Below are 16,444 nucleotides of genomic sequence, written 5' to 3' on the forward strand. Positions count from 1 at the left end.
ATGATGCCGCCCTTGGTCTCGATACCGAGGGACAGCGGGGTCACGTCGAGGAGCAGGACGTCCTTGACCTCACCCTTCAGCACACCGGCCTGCAGAGCGGCGCCGATGGCGACGACCTCGTCCGGGTTCACACCCTTGTTGGCCTCCTGGCCACCGGTCAGCTCCTTGACGAGCTCGGCGACGGCCGGCATACGGGTGGAGCCACCGACGAGAACGACGTGGTCGATCTCGGAGAGCTGGATGCCCGCGTCCTTGATGACGTTGTGGAACGGGGTCTTGCAGCGCTCGAGCAGGTCGGCGGTGAGCTGCTGGAACTGAGCCCGGGTGAGCTTCTCCTCCAGGTGCAGCGGACCCTCGGCGGAGGCCGTGATGTACGGCAGGTTGATCGACGTCTCGGTGGAGGACGACAGCTCGATCTTCGCCTTCTCCGCGGCCTCGCGGAGACGCTGGAGAGCCATCTTGTCCTTGGCCAGGTCGACGCCGTGGCCGTTCTGGAACTGCTTCACCAGGTAGTCGACGACCCGCTGGTCCCAGTCGTCACCACCGAGGTGGTTGTCACCGTTGGTGGCCTTCACCTCGACGACGCCGTCACCGATCTCCAGGAGCGACACGTCGAAGGTGCCGCCACCGAGGTCGAAGACGAGGATCGTCTGGTCGTCCTTGTCCAGGCCGTAGGCCAGGGCGGCCGCGGTCGGCTCGTTGACGATGCGCAGGACGTTGAGGCCCGCGATCTCACCGGCCTCCTTGGTGGCCTGGCGCTCGGAGTCGTTGAAGTACGCCGGGACGGTGATGACCGCGTCGACGACCTTCTCGCCCAGGTACGCCTCGGCGTCGCGCTTCAGCTTCTGCAGGATGAAGGCGCTCATCTGCTGCGGGTTGAAGCTCTTGCCGTCGATGTCGATCTTCCAGTCGGTGCCCATGTGGCGCTTGACCGACCGGATGGTCCTGTCGACGTTGGTGACCGCCTGACGCTTGGCCACCTCGCCGACGAGCACTTCGCCGTTCTTCGCGAAGGCGACGACGGACGGCGTGGTCCTGGCACCTTCGGCGTTGGTGATGACGGTGGGCTCGCCGCCTTCAAGAACGCTGACGACGGAGTTAGTCGTGCCCAGGTCGATGCCGACCGCACGTGCCATTTCGATTCCTCCAGCTGACCTGACTTGAGTGGAACTGACTCAAGGATGCACGACGGACTTCACCACGTCAACAGACCTGAGTGGAGTCGACTCAACTCTTCGACCTGAGATTCACTCAAACAAGCCCTCTGGGCGCGTCGATCCCCCTCATCGGACACCCCTCCATGAGAGAGTCCGATACCTCACGAATATCCCACGAAAGGGTGTGGTGGGGGCATGACGGCCAAGCGCGGACTCGACCTTCTGGGCGGACTGGCCCTGCTGCTCACCCTCTCCCCCCTCTTCCCGGCCGTCGCGCTCCTGATCACCCTGGACCGGCGGGGCCGACGGGACGGGCTGCACGGGCCGGACGGGCGGGACGGGCTGCTGCGCCGCCGGATCATGGCGGGCCGGGACGGAAGGCCGTTCCCGATACTGACCTTCCGCACACCCGGCCCGCTCGCCGCGCTGCCGCTGCTGCTCCATGTCGTACGGGGGGAGATGTCCCTGGTGGGTCCGTGCCCCCTCGTGCCTGGCCACCGGGAGTGCGTGGGCGAGGCCCGCCGCCGACTGGCCGTACGCCCGGGGATCACCGGACTGTGGCAGATCAGCGGTCGTTCGGAGCTGCCGTGGGAGGAGCGCGAACTGCTCGATCTCCACTATGTGGACCATCACTGGCTCGGGATGGATCTGGCGATCCTGGCGCGTACGCTTCCAGCAGTCCGCAGACGTCGCGCGGCGGCGGGGAAGACCCGGCCGGCAAGGCTTGCCTGAGCGACACAGATCACCGCAGGCGCCGCTACAGCGCGGCGCCGTGAAGCGGTAATCTCGGCACGGACTGAATAAGTTACCGCTTAGTAGTGCCACACTCGGCAGTGTGGCACTCCGCCTCGCAGGCCCGCCCGAGGAGCCCCTCATGCAACTCGCCGCGATCATCGTGTCGCTGGTCATCACGGTGGTGGCCGTCGCGCTGTTCGGCCGCGCCATCGCGCAGATCTACCGCTTCGTGAAGCTCGGCCAGCCCGTCCCTGCGGGCACCCGCACCGGCGACCCCACCCAGCGCACCATCACCCTGGTCAAGGAGTTCCTCGGCCACACCCGCATGAACCGCTGGGGCGTCGTCGGCGTCGCGCACTGGTTCGTGGCCGTCGGGTTCTTCTCGCTGCTGCTCACGATCGTCAACGCCTTCGGCCAGCTCTTCCAGGCCGACTGGCTGATCCCGATCATCGGCGACTGGCTGCCGTACGAGATCTTCACCGAGTTCCTGGGCCTGATGACGGTCCTCGGCATCCTGACCCTCATCGTGATCCGGCAGCTGAGCCGGCCGGGCAAGGCGGGCCGCAAGTCCCGCTTCGCGGGCTCCAAGACGGGCCAGGCGTACTTCGTCGAGGCCGTCATCCTGATCGTCGGCGTCTGCATCATGACGCTGCGCGCCCTGGAGGGCGCCCAGCACCACGTGACCAGCTGGGAGCCGGGCTTCTTCGCCTCGTACCCGCTGATCGCCGCGCTCGACGGGCTGAGCCTCGGCACGCTGCAGCACCTCACCTACTTCTTCGCGGCGCTCAAGATCGTCACGTCCTTCACCTGGATGATCACGGTCTCGCTCAACACCAACATGGGTGTGGCCTGGCACCGCTTCCTCGGCTTCCCGAACATCTGGTTCAAGCGGAACGCCGACGGCTCCACCGCGCTGGGCGCGCTGCAGCCGATGACGACCGGCGGCAAGGAGATCGACTGGGAGGACCCGGCCGAGGACGCGGTCTTCGGTGTCTCCCAGGTCGAGCAGTTCTCCTGGAAGGGCATCCTCGACTTCTCCACGTGTACGGAGTGCGGCCGCTGCCAGTCGCAGTGCCCCGCCTGGAACACCGGCAAGCCGCTCTCCCCCAAGCTCCTGATCATGTCGCTGCGTGACCACGCGCACGCCAAGGCGCCGTACCTGCTGGCCGGCGGCGGCAAGACCATGGAGGGCGACGAGAAGGCGTCGGCCGAGCAGCTCGCCGACGTCCCCGCCTCGGCCCTCGCGGAGGCCGAGCGGCCGCTGATCGGGACCGCCGAGGAGAACGGCGTCATCGACCCGGACGTCCTGTGGTCCTGCACCACCTGCGGCGCCTGTGTCGAGCAGTGCCCGGTCGACATCGAGCACGTCGACCACATCGTCGACATGCGTCGCTACCAGGTGATGATCGAGTCCGCCTTCCCGTCGGAGGCCGGCACGATGCTCAAGAACCTGGAGAAGAAGGGCAACCCCTGGGGGCTGGCCAAGAAGCAGCGCGTCGAGTGGACCAAGGAGGTCGACTTCGAGGTCCCGATCGTCGGCAAGGACGTCGAGGACCTCACCGAGGTCGACTACCTCTACTGGGTCGGCTGCGCGGGCGCCCTGGAGGACCGGGCCAAGAAGACCACCAAGGCCTTCGCCGAACTGCTGCACATGGCGGGCGTCAAGTTCGCGATCATGGGCGGCGAGGAGAAGTGCACCGGTGACTCGCCCCGCCGCCTGGGCAACGAGCCGCTCTTCCAGCAGCTGGGCGCCGAGAACGTGGCGATGCTGAACATGGCGTTCGGCGAGGACGACGAGGACGAGTCGACCAAGAAGCCGAAGTCGGCGAAGAAGATCGTCGCCACCTGCCCGCACTGCTTCAACACGATCGCGAACGAGTACCCCCAGCTGGGCGGCGAGTTCGAGGTCATCCACCACACGCAGCTGCTCCAGCACCTCATCGACGAGGGCAAGCTGATCCCGGTGACGCCGGTCGAGGGTCTGATCACCTACCACGACCCCTGCTACCTGGGCCGTCACAACAAGGTCTACACGCCGCCGCGCGAGATCATGGACAAGGTCCCGGGCCTGCGCCAGCAGGAGATGCACCGCCACAAGGAGCGGGGCTTCTGCTGTGGCGCCGGTGGCGCGCGGATGTGGATGGAGGAGCGGATCGGCAAGCGCATCAACAACGAGCGCGTCGACGAGGCCCTGTCCCTCAACCCGGACATCGTCTCCACCGCCTGCCCGTTCTGCCTGGTCATGCTGACCGACTCGGTCAACGGCAAGAAGAACGAGGGCAAGGCCAAGGAGTCCGTCCAGGTGGTGGACGTGGCGCAGCTGCTCCTGGAGTCGGTGAAGAAGCCGGCGGAGGAGCTGCCGGCGGAGCCGGAGCACGAGCCGGAGCCGGCGCAGTAAGGCGTACGTACGAGACGACGAAGGGCCGTCCCCGCGGGGACGGCCCTTCGTCGTCTCGTACGGCCTCGTTCAGCGCTGTCCGGTGCCGCCCGCCCAGATCTCGGCCTGGTAGTCGTGAACGGGGCCCCGAGGCCCCCTAGGGGATGTCACAGCTCAGTGGCAAAGGCGCGCCCTCGCAGCGGGACCGGGTACGTTCGATACGTGGCTGGATTCAGGAACGGACGCGGCCGGGACAACCGCCCCCCGCAACAACAACCGCAGCAGGCGCCGTACGGGTACAACGCGGCTCCGCCGCCGTACCCGCAGCAGCAGTGGCCCCCGCAGGCTCCACAGGGGGCCCCACAGGGAGCGCCGCAGGGGTACGGGGAGCCGGAGTACTTCGGGGACCCCTACCCGCAGCAGCACGCCGGCACGGCGAACAACCCGGGTCACACGCAGGCGTTCAGCATCCATGACGACCCCTACGGCAGCGCCGCCACCTATCAGGCCGGCGCCGCCCCCGCCGCCCCCACGGGCCCGCGGCTGCCGTGGAAGGCCCTGCTGAGCGGCATCGTGCTGCGCCCCGCGCAGACGTTCCTCCAGATGCGGGACTACGCCGTCTGGGGCCCGGCGCTGGTCGTGACGTTCCTCTACGGCCTGCTCGCGATCTTCGGCTTCGACAAGGCCCGCGACGAGGCGATCAACGCGACCCTGTCGACGGCGATCCCGTACGTCCTGATGACGGGCGTCGGCTTCGTCCTCGGTGGAGCGATCCTGGGCGCGGTCACCCACACCCTGGCCCGCCAGCTCGGCGGAGACGGTTCCTGGCAGCCGACCGTGGGCCTGTCGATGCTGATCATGTCGATCACGGACGCGCCCCGGCTGGTCTTCGCGATGTTCCTGGGCGGCGAGAACGGCCTGGTGCAGGTCCTGGGCTGGCTGACCTGGCTGGCGGCGGGCGCCCTGCTCACGGTGATGGTGAGCCGCTCTCACGACCTGCCCTGGCCGAAGGCGCTGGGCGCGTCGGCGATCCAGCTGGTGGCACTGCTGTCGCTCATCAAACTGGGCACCCTCTAAACACGTACGAGGAAGGCCCCCACCGGAATCCCGGTGGGGGCCTTCTCGTCGCTCCGTACCGGAACGGGCGTCTCGGGTGCTCAGGCGTCGAGGACCTGACCCTCGCGCTTGACGACGGGCGGCTCGACGGACCAGGGGAAGTTGATCCACTCGTCGGTCTTCTTCCACACGTACTCGCACTTCACGAGGGAGTGCGACTTCTCGTAGATGACCGCGGAACGGACCTCGGCGACGTGGTCGACGCAGAAGTCGTGGACGAGCTTGAGGGTCTTGCCGGTGTCGGCGACGTCGTCGGCGATCAGGACCTTCTTGTCGGAGAAGTCGATCGCGTTGGGGACCGGCGCCAGCATGACCGGCATCTCCAGCGTCGTACCCACGCCGGTGTAGAACTCCACGTTCACGAGGTGGATGTTCTTGCAGTCCAGCGCGTACGCCAGGCCGCCGGCGACGAATACGCCGCCGCGGGCGATGGAGAGCACGATGTCGGGCTCGTAGCCGTCGTCGGCGATGGTCTGCGCGAGGTCGCGGATGGCCCGCCCGAATCCCTCGTACGTCAGGTTCTCGCGTACTTCACTCATGACGACCGCCGCCTCACACCTGGGTCCGATGGAAGTTCAGGAACGAACGGGAGGCCGTCGGCCCCCGCTGCCCCTGGTAACGCGAGCCGTACCGCTCGCTGCCGTACGGGAACTCGGCGGGCGAGCTCAGCCGGAACATGCACAGCTGCCCGATCTTCATCCCCGGCCACAGCTTGATCGGCAGGGTGGCGAGGTTCGACAGCTCCAGGGTCACGTGCCCCGAGAAACCGGGGTCGATGAACCCGGCGGTCGAGTGCGTGACGAGCCCGAGCCGCCCGAGGGAGCTCTTGCCCTCGAGGCGCGACGCGATGTCGTCGGGCAGCGTGATGACCTCGTAGGTCGAGGCGAGCACGAACTCGCCGGGGTGGAGGATGAACGCCTCGTCACCCTCGGGCTCGACCTCGCGTGTCAGGTCGAGCTGCTCGACGGCGGGGTCGATGTGGGGATAGCGGTGGTTCTCGAACACCCGGAAGAAGCGGTCAAGCCGCACGTCGATGCTCGAGGGCTGCACCATGGATTCGTCGTACGGGTCGATGCGTACCCGCCCGGCATCGATCTCGGCCCGGATGTCCTTGTCTGAGAGAAGCACGCCCCCACGATACGCAGAGGGCGCGGACCTGCCCCAATCGGCAGGACGCCGCGCCCCGGCAGGCATCAGCGCTGCTCAAGCTCCACGGGCACCGCATGCCGCAGCCGCGCACACCGTGGACACCGGACGAGCCGTCCGGGCCCGATCCGCCCGGCACCGAGCTGCTGCAACGGGAACGAAGCGGTACTGAACACGTGCCCCTCGGCACAACGGACGACGGTGCGCTCCATCGAACCCATCAAGTCCCTTCCCCGACAAGTGGTGGACGAGACAGCAACATTAGGGGATCAACGGGGCACCACTCCAGGCGGCACTCCGCCCACGGAGGGTACGCCTCAACTGCACGATGGGGTACAGTGTCCCAGTCTGCGGTACCGATCACCGGGCCGCTGCGCGGATGTAGTTTAATGGTAGAACATGAGCTTCCCAAGCTTATAGCGCGGGTTCGATTCCCGTCATCCGCTCTTGAACGAAGCCCCAGGTCAGCGACCTGGGGCTTGGTCGTTGTCCAGACCTCTCGGGGCCTCTGGCGGGGCACCGCCGCTGGACGAGATCGTCCGGGAGGGCGCGCGCCGGATGCCGGCCGCCGCGCCGGAAGCCGAGGTCGACGCCTGCGTAGCCGAGTCGGCCGACGAGCGGGACGAGAGTGGCCGTCGGCTGGTGGTACGCAACGGCTACCACCAGCCCGGGAAGGTCACCACCGCCGCAGGATCGGTCGAGGTGCGGGCTCCGCGGGTGAACGACAAGCGGGTCGACACGGTCACTGGGGAACGCCGGCGGTTCTCCTCGGCGATCCTGGTGCCCTGGTGCCGCAAGTCTCCGAAGATCACCGATGACCAGGACGTGCCACTGGAGTTCTACGACCACCCGGCCGAGCACTGGATCCACCTGCGGACCACCAACCCCATCGAGTCGACCTTCGCCACCGTTCGGCTCCGCACCAAGGTCACCAAGGGCGCCTGCTCCCGCGCCGCCCGGCTCGCCATGGTGTTCGAGCTCGTCGAGTCGGCCCAGGCCCGCTGGCGGTCCGTCAACGGCGCCCACCTCGTCCCACTTGTCCGGACCGGAGCGCGCTTCGAGCGCGGTCAGCCGGTCGAACGCCCTGAGACCCGCGCGGCATGAGCCACCTCGGCTGATCTGCAGAATGCGAGTGGATCTCAGGCATCCCTGCACCGTATGTGCAGATGACCGTCGAGAGGGAAGGAGGGCAGCGCCGCGGGCAGGACGCCCTCGAACTCGTACCGGCTCTTCTGCGCAACCCGGCACGAGGCGGAGTTGTCCACCTGGTGCAGGAGTTCCAGACGCTTCAGTCCTCCCACCCCGAGGGTGTCGAAGGCCCAGCCAGTGAGGGCCTCCAGAGCGCGAGGCGCCACACCCCGCCCGCGAGCATGCGCCGCAGTCCAATAGCCCACCCCCGCCGAGGGTTTGCCGGAGGCGACTTCCTTGAGGACCACATTGCCGACCAACTGGCCATGGGTTGAATCGGGTTGCGCTTCAAGGACCGCAAAGCCGAATCGGTCGCCCACCGCCCATCCTCGCTGCTGGGCCCGCACCCACCGCACCGCGTCGGCGTCGTTCTCCACGGAAGAGCTTGTCCAGTGGCGCAAGGCAGGATCCCGGTACGCCTCGACCAGCGCAGGAACGTCCTGCATGCGCCAGGGGCGAAGAACGAGGGCGGACGCGGAAGGCGCCGCGTCCACACGCAGTACGACGGTGTCATTCACCGGCGGATCGTACGCGGCGGCGTCTGGCCCCGGCGCCCACCGTCCCTGGCCCACTACCGCTGCGTCCGAACGCGCAGGGCCTTGACGGACCAGTCGAGTATGGGCGCCAGGCTCTCCGGAGCAGGCCAGCTGTTGATCACTGCGAGTAGCTGGAGGTGCCGGTCTCTGCGCGGGTCGTTCACGCTCTCCAACCGAAGCAGTAGCCGACGGCGGAGCTCGGCGTCGTCAGGGCGGCCGCAGAGGTGCGCGTAGTCAGCCGCAAGCGCCGCGACGATCGGATCGGCCTGATGCGAGGCCGGATCGATGCCCGCCGCCAAGGCCGGGGCGACCAGATCACGGACAGCTGCGGCGAAGTCGGGGCGCGGGCCCGTGGTGTCGCCCTGTGCCCGTTCGGCCGCCAGACCCTCGGCCATTCGTCGCACACCGGCACGGAAATCCGGGTCCAGGGCCAGTTCGGCCCACTCCACCCATGCCCGGGCCTGCTCCGCCTCGGGATCATCGGGCAGTTCGGGGGTCATCGAGCGCATGACCCCCGCGAACGCGGGGTCGGCGCCGAGACCGTCGAAGACGGCGCCGAGGAAATCACCGATGAGATCTCGGCGTTCGTCCTCGGAAAGCTGGGCAAGCTGGTGCATGAGATCGGTCTCCTCGTGAGTGAGCCCACGCTCGGCCACCATGGTCAGCACCGCGTGCCGCAGACGCAGGATGCGCATCTGCACCGCCAGTGCCTCGGCATGCGCCGCCGCGACCTCAGGGAGCGAGAGCTCCCGATCGACGACCTTGCGGATCGTGGGAAGGTCCAGCCCCAGCGTCCGCAGGGTCCGCACGAGGTCCAAGCGCGCGACGGCGCCGATGTTGTACAGGCGGTAACCGGCCGGGCTGCGGTCCGTCGGCGTCACGATTCCGCGATCGGAGTAGAACCGAATGGTCTTGATCGTGAGACCGGTCCGCCGGGCCAGCTCGCCGATCGAGTAAAGCGTGTCGCCGTCCATGCCCCTACCTTGGCGTCTCCCCTTACGGGAGACTCAAGTCCCCTCACCTGTCGACGGCCAGCCCCCTCGTACACAGGTCTTGGCTCTTCCTCGTCCGCTGAGCTGGTGAGGTTCTCCCCGTCGAGGGGCAGGTCGCCGGCGACGGGGTGGTGGGTGGTCTTGGAGCCGAAGGTCCGGCGGGCCACGAGGTGGTCTGCCCACCGTGACCGGAAATCAGGGTCCCGGAGGGAGAGTTCTCCGACAGTGAGCTCTGGCGCGGGTCGTCGGGACTCTTCGCCGCTCCATGCGCAGATCGCCTACCCGAGCCCACCGAGACGGAGAGATTCTCTTACCTCGCTGAGCTTCACGGTCGTCTCTGGGGTCTGCTCCTGCGACTATGTCGACGCCCGCCGGGGCGACGACCTGCATCGCCCGGATCCCGGACGCGCTGACTCCCGGCAGCAGGACGGCCGGCCGCCGCTCGTCGAACTCGACCCACCAGGCTTCGCCACCTCGCACGGGCCCTCCTGGGTTCAAGACGGCGGTGGACGCGCACACCCTGCGCCCGCGTCCTGGGTGATTCCCGGTACGCGGGGACACGGGCATGCGCGTCAGCCCAGGGCGAGCCAGCGGATGCCGAGCTGTTCGACCTGCGCGGCCTCCGCTTCGTTCAGCGGCTCCCGGCCGGTGGCCTTGCGCAGGAAGCGGGGACGGCTCCACTCCAGCTCGTCGGCCGCCGCGGCGTGCTCCCTGCCCAGGAGCAGCTCCGTCACGGCGTCACCGGCCGCGGGGGTGAGCCAGGCTTCGCGTCCCAGTGCGTCGGCCAGGTCGAGGCCGTGGACGGCGACTTCCACGACGCGGGTGAGGACGAACTCCGACAGGAGCATGGCGTCGCCATGGCGTGTCCGGACGGTCCGACCATCCGGCTGGGCCCGGCACAGCCGGTCGACTCGCCGCCACGTCGCGGCAAAGTCCTCGGCGAAGGCGGCGCCCTCGGCCGACCCCGCCGCATGGTCCTGGGCCAAGGCGATCCGTTTGCCGTTGGTCTGCGGTGAGAAGCGGTCGTCAGGGCGGTAGTACTCCACCGCGGAGATCTCCGCCTCGCCGGGTGCCGGCGCGTCCAGCATCGCCGGAAGCCAGTCGATCACCACGCACACGTGCCCGAGCAGGTCGCGTACGGACCAGGGAGTGCAGCGCGTCGGGAGGTTCCACTCGGCCTCGGACAGTCCGGCCATGGCGTCGCCGAGGGCCCCGCATTCCAGCTGAAACGCTTCGAGAACCTGGTCGTGACCCACGCTGTGTCGCCTTCCGTCCGTTCACTGTCCCGCGCTCACTTCGCCGTCCCACCGGTTCCGCTCCGCGTTCGCTTCTCACATCATCGCCACGCGCGCCGAAGCGGTCCCGGTTGCAGACCGCCGGAAAAGATCGCCAGGCAGGCGCCGGGCTTCTCCGCCGATCGTCCTCGCAGAGCGTGCGATAGGTTCGGCGAACCCGTGGTGCTCTCCACCCAGAGCGACAACGACCGCGCGATGCGCCTCGCGGCGAAGCTGGGCTTCACCGAGGTCGAGCGGTTCGAGGAGTACGGCGCCGAGCAGTGGTTCGGCGTGCGACCCCCGGCCACGCCGGCCGGATGAAGGGCGGCACCATGAGCGACATCGTGCTGATGTCGGATCCGAAGGTCGCCGCTGTACCTGTGGTCGAGTCCGGCGAGCGCCTCGTGGACGTCCGCCACGACGGCCGCCTGCTCGTCGACACCCGCAAGCAGGACCCGGCGGACGCCTTCGCCCACCTACGGGAAGGCGTGTTGGAGCGGTTGGTTACAGCCCAGACGATGCTGCCGGTGGGCATCCGGCTGCTGTTCGTCGAGGGCTACCGGCCCCCTTCCCTCCAGCGGGAGTACTTCGAGGAGTACGCCGGTGAGCTACGGGCCATCCACCCCGCATGGTCTGCCGATCAGATCCACTCGGCGGCGAGCAGGTACGTGTCACCTCCCGGCATCGCGCCGCACAGCGCCGGCGCGGCCGTCGACCTCACCCTCGCCGATGCCGACGGGCACGAACTGGACCTGGGCACGCGCATGAACGCGGACCCGGAGGAGAGCGCCGGCGCCTGCTACACCCACGCCCCGAACATCGGCGAGGAGGCCCGCGCCAACCGGAAGCTGCTCGGCACCGTACTCACGGCCGCAGGGCTGGTGAACTACCCCACGGAGTGGTGGCACTGGTCCTTCGGGGACCGCTACTGGGCCTTGCTCACAGGAGAGACCACGGCCCTCTACGGCCCGAAGGAACTCGACTCACGCAGCTGACAGACCGCCCATCCCTTGTGGCCCCGGCAACGCACCCATGGCGGAGCGTCCGCCCTGGTCCGTCGACGTGCCCCATCTGTGCCCATCACGGCGGTGAAGAGCGGTCAACGACGGCTCTCAGGGGCCCTGGAAGTCGCCCCGTCCACACGCCATATCACCAGGTCAGACGCCCATACAGGCGATCCAAGCGACGGTGATTCCCAAGCTTATAGCGCGGGTTCGATTCCCGTCATCCGCTCGCGAGCAAAGCCCCAGGTCAGCGACCTGGGGCTTCGTCGTTGTCTAGAGCGCCAGCTTCGCCGTCCTCGGCGCCAACCTCGTTGACGGGGTGAGGTCGAAGCACACCCACGCGCCCTCGACCAGAATGCGCTCGGCGACACCGTGGACCGCCGAGCGGTGAACGACCACCTCACTCCCGTCCTCACGCGCGGTACCGGGCCTCAGTCGGCACGGGCCGGTCCGTTGGCCCAGGGCACGGGCTTTGGCCGCATTCCTTGCCGACGCTAAGGTGAGGCGCCGTACTCGGCGGATCGCTTCCCTGAGGGAAGATCGCTCCCCTGAGGGAGGTGGGGATGGGGCTCATGGACGCGGACCACGCGGGGCTGGTCGTCGCGGCGCAGGCCGGTGACGACCGGGCGCGCGAGGAGCTGATCGCCGCGTACCTGCCCTTGCTCTACAACATCGTCGGACGATCGCTGAGCGGACATGCCGACGTCGACGACGTCGTCCAGGAGACCCTGCTGCGCGTGGTGCGCGACCTGCCTGCCCTGCGTGCCCCGGAGAGCTTCCGGTCCTGGCTGGTGTCGATCACGCTGCGCCAGATCAATACCCACTGGCATCGGCAAAGCACCTTCGCCGGCCGGACCACGGTCATCGACGAGGCCCGCCAGATACCGGACATCGGCGCCGAACCCGAAGACCTGACGATCACGCGTCTGCATGTGTCGGACGAGCGCCGTCAGGTTGTCGAAGCCGGCCGGTGGCTCGACCCGGACCATCGGGCGCTGCTGTCACTGTGGTGGCAGGAATGCGCCGGCTCGCTGAGCCGTGACGACATCGCCGCCGCGATGGGGCTCACTGTCGCCCACGTCGGAGTACGCCTGCAACGCATGCGCGAGCAGTTGGAACTGAGCAGGACGATTGTCTCCGCGCTGGAGGCCGATCCGCGCTGTCCGCAGTTGGACGAGACCGTCGTCGGCTGGGACGGCCTCCGTACATCGGTGTGGCGCAAGCGGATCGCGCGGCATACCCGCGGCTGCCCGCTCTGCACGGCGACGACGACAGAACGGGTTCCGGCGGAACTACTGTTCCGCAGCCTCGCGACGCTGGCCGTCCCGGCCGGACTCATCGCCGCGCTGGCCGCCAAGGGCCTGCTGTCGGGTACGGCCGCGAGCGCCGCCGGGCTGGCCACGGCACCCGTCGCCGTCGCCGTCGGCACGGCGACGGGGGGAGGCGGTCTGCACAGCGCGCTGATCGGCAAACTCCACGCGGTGACCGCTCATCCGCTGGTGAGCCTCGCCACCGGCGCGGTGCTCATCGCCGGGACCGCCACCTACGCGACCTGGCCCGAACCGGCGCATCGGGAGCCCGGCGTCATCGCCGCGCCCACGGTCGGCAACCCCACGGTCGGCACTCCCACGCCGATCCCGTCGCGCACCACCACATCGGACAAACCGTCCCCGGTGAGTCCGTCCGCCTCCGCAGGCACCGTTCCGCTGGGCGCACGGTCGCTGGAGTCCGTGGACCAACCCGGCCTGTTCGTCACCTATGCCGGCGACTTCGCGGCGCTCGGCCGAGTCTCCGCGTCCAGCAGCGCGCAGGCTCGGCAACGGGTCACCTTCACGGTCATCGAGGGGCTGGCCGACACACGGTGCGTCACCTTCCGCGCCGCAGACGGCCGGTATCTTCGCCATCACTACCTTCGGCTGCGGCTGAGCGCCAACGACGGCAGCGCACTGTTTCGTGAAGACGCGACCTTCTGTCCGCGCCCTGGGGCGGTCGCCGGGTCGGTGACCCTGCACGCGCACAACTACCCGGGATCGGTCATCCGCCATCGTGACGGTGGCATCTGGCTCGATGGCTCCGACGGCACTCGGACCTTCGCCGGCCAGGCTTCCTTCATCCTGCGCAGGTCCTGGGCCTGAGAACCGCTCCTTGAGCATGTGATCCGGCTTCGGTCCGTATTCATCGACGGCTGCCGCCATTCCGAAAACCTTCACTGGTGATCAGGGCGGCGCGCCCTTTCCACAGCGCCGACCAGACCGCGGGGCTTGGCATAACGCTTTCTGCCCGCGAGATGCATCACTGAGCAATCGTCCGGACGGCGCGACTTTTCCGTTACGAGACCGCGAGTGCGGAAGCCTCCATTGCATGGGGTGCTCTTCCCGCCGCTCACCAAGACGGGCAGGCGTGGCGGGTTCCCCGCTATCCCCCTTTGACGTATCCCCGGAAGAAAGCCCCTCCCATGACGCGACACGCCCCCACGATCACGGCACCCAGGGTGACCCGCGACCCCCGAGGAGAATCATGAAGGGCCAGCACCGGCTCAGCCGGCGACGCCGGACAGTGACGGTAGGACTGTCGGCCGCGGCGGTGGTGGCCGGTGTCGTGACGCTCCTCCCCAGCTCCGCCGGAGCCGCGAACCTGGGTACGCAGGCGGCCCCCTCGGGCAGGTACTTCGGCACCGCTGTGGCCGCCGGCAGGCTCGGCGACTCGGCGTACACCGCGATCGCCGACCGGGAGTTCAACATGATCACCCCGGAGAACGAGATGAAGTGGGACGCCGTCCAGCCGTCCCGCGGCACGTTCAACTTCGGCCCCGCCGACCGGATCGTCGACCGTGCGAAGGCGAACGGCCAGCGCGTACGCGGCCACACCACGGTCTGGCACTCGCAGCTCCCGGCCTGGGTCGGCTCGATCGGCGACGCGAACACGCTGCGCAGCGTGATGAACGGCCACATCACCACCACGATGACCCACTTCAAGGGCAAGATCTACGCGTGGGACGTGGTCAACGAGGCATTCGCCGACGGCCCCGGCGGCCAGCTCCGCAGCTCGGTGTTCCAGAAGGTCCTGGGCAACGGCTTCATCGAGGAGGCGTTCCGCACCGCCCGTGCGGCCGACTCCTCGGCCAAGCTCTGTTACAACGACTACAACATCGAGAACTGGTCGGACGCCAAGACCCAGGGCGTCTACAGAATGGTCAAGGACTTCAAGTCCCGCGGCGTTCCCATCGACTGCGTCGGGCTCCAGAGCCACTTCGGAGCGGGCGGCCCGCCGGCGAGCTTCAAGACCACCCTGGCCAACTTCGCCGCCCTGGGCGTCGATGTCCAGATCACCGAGCTGGACATCGCCCAGGCATCGCCCACCCACTACGCCGACGCGGTCAAGGCCTGTCTGTCCGTGGCCCGTTGCACCGGCATCACGGTGTGGGGCGTCCGTGACAGCGACTCCTGGCGCAGCGGCGAAAGTCCGCTGCTGTTCGACAACAACGGCAAGCCCAAGGCCGCGTACACCGCCGTCATGAACGCCCTCAGCTCAGGCTCGGGTACCACCCCGAGCAAGCCGTCCGACGGTGCCGGTGCTGGTACGGGGGAGATCAAGGGCGTGGCCTCCGGCCGCTGTATCGACATCCCCGCCTCCACCACCGCCAACGGCACCCAGGCGCAGCTGTGGACCTGCAGCGGACAGACCAACCAGCGCTGGACCCACACCGCCGGCAAGCAGCTGAGGATCCACGGCGACAAGTGCCTGGACGCCAAGAGCAAGGGCACCACCAACGGCACCGCGGTGGTCATCTGGGACTGCAACGGCGGCCCCAACCAGCAGTGGAACATCAACACCAACGGCACGATCACCGGCGTCCAGTCCGGGCTGTGCCTCGACGCCGTCGGCGCGGCCACCGCCAACGGCACCAAGATCCAGCTGCACGCCTGTGGGGGCGTCGGCAACCAGAAGTGGACCGCCCCGTCCGGATCGGGCGGCGGCACGTGCGCGCTTCCGTCGACGTACAAGTGGAATTCGACGGGTGCCCTGGCGCAGCCTGCGAACGGGTGGGCGTCGCTGAAGGACTTCACCAACGTGGTGCACAACGGCAAGCACCTGGTCTACGGGTCGAACTTCAACGGATCGAAGTACGGCTCGATGGCGTTCGGCCCCTTCACCAACTGGTCGGACATGGCGTCCGCCGGACAGAAGGCGATGAACCAGCCCGCGGTCGCGCCCACGCTGTTCTACTTCGCGCCCAAGAAGATCTGGGTCCTCGCATACCAGTGGGGTCAGTGGCCCTTCATCTACCGCACGTCGAGCGACCCCACCGACCCCAACGGCTGGTCCGCGCCGCAGCCGCTGTTCACCGGCGGCATCACCGGCTCCCCCACCGGCCCGATCGACCAGACCCTGATCGCCGACGACCAGAACATGTACCTGTTCTTCGCCGGTGACAACGGCAAGATCTACCGGGCGAGCATGCCGATCGGGAACTTCCCGGGCAGCTTCGGCTCGTCGTACACGACGGTCATGAGCGATACGGAGGCCAACCTGTTCGAGGCCCCCCAGGTCTACAAGGTCCAGGGCCGGCAGCAGTACCTCATGATCGTCGAGGCGAAGGGTGCGAACGGGCGCTACTTCCGCTCGTTCACGGCCTCCAGCCTGAGCGGTTCGTGGACCCCGCAGGCCGGCAGCGAGAGCAGCCCCTTCGCGGGCAAGGCGAACAGCGGTGCCACCTGGACCAACGACATCAGCCACGGGGACCTGGTCCGTAACAATCCCGACCAGACCATGACCATCGACCCCTGCAACCTGCAGTTCCTCTACCAGGGCAAGTCCCCCACCGCGGGCGGTCCCTACGACCGACTGCCGTACCGGCCGGGTGTCCTCACCCTGCAGCGCTGACTGCCCGATCCACGGTCATACGCAAGGAGAAACAC

The 16,444-nt window shown here is 68.3% G+C and carries 14 protein-coding genes, 1 tRNA gene and 2 pseudogenes; 9 read left to right on the top strand and 8 right to left on the bottom strand.

The genetic code is table 11. The annotated features are described in order from the left end of the window. Window positions 1-1,136, bottom strand: a 1,136-nt coding sequence (dnaK, locus tag ABZY12_RS30405) for a molecular chaperone DnaK (protein ID WP_356895953.1), incomplete at its 3' end; no start/stop codon positions are given. A 216-nt stretch (window positions 1,137-1,352) separates the two neighbouring features. Here dnaK and ABZY12_RS30410 point away from each other — a divergent pair. The 3 genes from ABZY12_RS30410 to ABZY12_RS30420 all read left to right on the top strand — a co-directional run bounded on the left by ABZY12_RS30410 (window position 1,353) and on the right by ABZY12_RS30420 (window position 5,346). Then, the gene (locus ABZY12_RS30410; RefSeq protein WP_356895955.1) at window positions 1,353-1,889 is read left to right on the top strand and encodes a sugar transferase; all 537 of its coding nucleotides are present in this window, start codon (window positions 1,353-1,355) and stop codon (window positions 1,887-1,889) included. Window positions 1,890-2,031: 142 nt separating this feature from the next. Further along, the gene (locus tag ABZY12_RS30415) at window positions 2,032-4,290 is read left to right on the top strand and encodes a (Fe-S)-binding protein (protein ID WP_356895957.1); all 2,259 of its coding nucleotides are present in this window, start codon (window positions 2,032-2,034) and stop codon (window positions 4,288-4,290) included. A gap of 201 nt (window positions 4,291-4,491) precedes the next feature. Next, complete coding sequence (locus ABZY12_RS30420) at window positions 4,492-5,346, top strand: Yip1 family protein (protein WP_356895959.1); 855 nt, start codon at window positions 4,492-4,494, stop codon at window positions 5,344-5,346. Window positions 5,347-5,426: 80 nt separating this feature from the next. Here ABZY12_RS30420 and ABZY12_RS30425 read toward each other — a convergent pair whose 3' ends face one another. Next, window positions 5,427-5,924, bottom strand: a complete 498-nt coding sequence (locus tag ABZY12_RS30425; protein WP_356895961.1) for a phosphoribosyltransferase — start codon at window positions 5,922-5,924, stop codon at window positions 5,427-5,429. 13 nt (window positions 5,925-5,937) lie between these two features. After that, window positions 5,938-6,513, bottom strand: a complete 576-nt coding sequence (gene dcd / locus ABZY12_RS30430) for a dCTP deaminase (protein ID WP_073811299.1) — start codon at window positions 6,511-6,513, stop codon at window positions 5,938-5,940. Window positions 6,514-6,906: 393 nt separating this feature from the next. Here dcd and ABZY12_RS30435 point away from each other — a divergent pair. Beyond that, a tRNA-Gly gene (locus ABZY12_RS30435) sits at window positions 6,907-6,977 on the top strand. Window positions 6,978-7,017: 40 nt separating this feature from the next. Further along, window positions 7,018-7,635, top strand: a complete 618-nt coding sequence (locus ABZY12_RS30440) for a hypothetical protein (protein WP_356895963.1) — start codon at window positions 7,018-7,020, stop codon at window positions 7,633-7,635. A gap of 35 nt (window positions 7,636-7,670) precedes the next feature. Here ABZY12_RS30440 and ABZY12_RS30445 read toward each other — a convergent pair whose 3' ends face one another. From ABZY12_RS30445 to ABZY12_RS30465, 5 genes and pseudogenes are all read right to left on the bottom strand, one after another. Beyond that, window positions 7,671-8,237 (bottom strand): GNAT family N-acetyltransferase, encoded by a 567-nt coding sequence (locus tag ABZY12_RS30445; protein WP_356895965.1) that lies wholly within the window; start codon window positions 8,235-8,237, stop codon window positions 7,671-7,673. 53 nt (window positions 8,238-8,290) lie between these two features. Further along, window positions 8,291-9,229 carry a MerR family transcriptional regulator gene (locus ABZY12_RS30450; RefSeq protein WP_356895967.1) on the bottom strand — a complete coding sequence of 313 codons (939 nt, stop codon included), beginning with the start codon at window positions 9,227-9,229 and terminating at the stop codon, window positions 8,291-8,293. After that, entirely contained in the window at window positions 9,133-9,522 is a 390-nt protein-coding gene (locus ABZY12_RS30455) for a hypothetical protein (protein ID WP_356896019.1), read from the bottom strand. Before ABZY12_RS30455 ends, ABZY12_RS30450 begins: the two co-directional genes overlap by 97 nt. An 82-nt stretch (window positions 9,523-9,604) precedes the next feature. Further along, a pseudogene (locus ABZY12_RS30460) lies at window positions 9,605-9,727 on the bottom strand (type II toxin-antitoxin system PemK/MazF family toxin); the annotation flags it as partial. A gap of 92 nt (window positions 9,728-9,819) precedes the next feature. Next, complete coding sequence (locus ABZY12_RS30465) at window positions 9,820-10,503, bottom strand: maleylpyruvate isomerase family mycothiol-dependent enzyme (RefSeq protein ID WP_356895969.1); 684 nt, start codon at window positions 10,501-10,503, stop codon at window positions 9,820-9,822. A 189-nt stretch (window positions 10,504-10,692) separates the two neighbouring features. Between ABZY12_RS30465 and ABZY12_RS30470 the strand changes: the two are divergent. From ABZY12_RS30470 to ABZY12_RS30485, 4 genes and pseudogenes are all read left to right on the top strand, one after another. Beyond that, window positions 10,693-10,842, top strand: a pseudogene (locus ABZY12_RS30470) (GNAT family N-acetyltransferase); the annotation flags it as partial. Between the two features lie 11 nt (window positions 10,843-10,853). Then, a complete protein-coding gene (locus ABZY12_RS30475; RefSeq protein ID WP_356895971.1) occupies window positions 10,854-11,516 on the top strand; it encodes a M15 family metallopeptidase in 663 nt (220 codons plus the stop codon). A gap of 572 nt (window positions 11,517-12,088) precedes the next feature. Continuing rightward, on the top strand, window positions 12,089-13,660 hold the full coding sequence (locus ABZY12_RS30480; RefSeq protein ID WP_356895973.1) for a sigma-70 family RNA polymerase sigma factor: 1,572 nt from the start codon (window positions 12,089-12,091) through the stop codon (window positions 13,658-13,660). A 382-nt stretch (window positions 13,661-14,042) separates the two neighbouring features. After that, a complete protein-coding gene (locus ABZY12_RS30485) occupies window positions 14,043-16,409 on the top strand; it encodes a non-reducing end alpha-L-arabinofuranosidase family hydrolase (protein WP_356895974.1) in 2,367 nt (788 codons plus the stop codon). Window positions 16,410-16,444: the final 35 nt, after the last annotated feature.

This window comes from Streptomyces sp. NPDC006551 (assembly GCF_040611675.1).
Taxonomy (GTDB): Bacteria; Actinomycetota; Actinomycetes; order Streptomycetales; family Streptomycetaceae; genus Streptomyces.

Excerpts from the sequence above, each read along its gene's own strand:
- ABZY12_RS30450 (WP_356895967.1), bottom strand. The coding sequence starts at position 9,229 with ATGGACGGCGACACGCTTTACTCGATCGGCGAGCTGGCCCGGCGGACC.
- ABZY12_RS30410 (WP_356895955.1), top strand. The coding sequence starts at position 1,353 with ATGACGGCCAAGCGCGGACTCGACCTTCTGGGCGGACTGGCCCTGCTG.
- ABZY12_RS30415 (WP_356895957.1), top strand. The coding sequence starts at position 2,032 with ATGCAACTCGCCGCGATCATCGTGTCGCTGGTCATCACGGTGGTGGCC.
- ABZY12_RS30480 (WP_356895973.1), top strand. The coding sequence starts at position 12,089 with ATGGGGCTCATGGACGCGGACCACGCGGGGCTGGTCGTCGCGGCGCAG.
- ABZY12_RS30475 (WP_356895971.1), top strand. The coding sequence starts at position 10,854 with ATGAGCGACATCGTGCTGATGTCGGATCCGAAGGTCGCCGCTGTACCT.
- ABZY12_RS30425 (WP_356895961.1), bottom strand. The coding sequence starts at position 5,924 with ATGAGTGAAGTACGCGAGAACCTGACGTACGAGGGATTCGGGCGGGCC.
- ABZY12_RS30485 (WP_356895974.1), top strand. The coding sequence starts at position 14,043 with ATGAAGGGCCAGCACCGGCTCAGCCGGCGACGCCGGACAGTGACGGTA.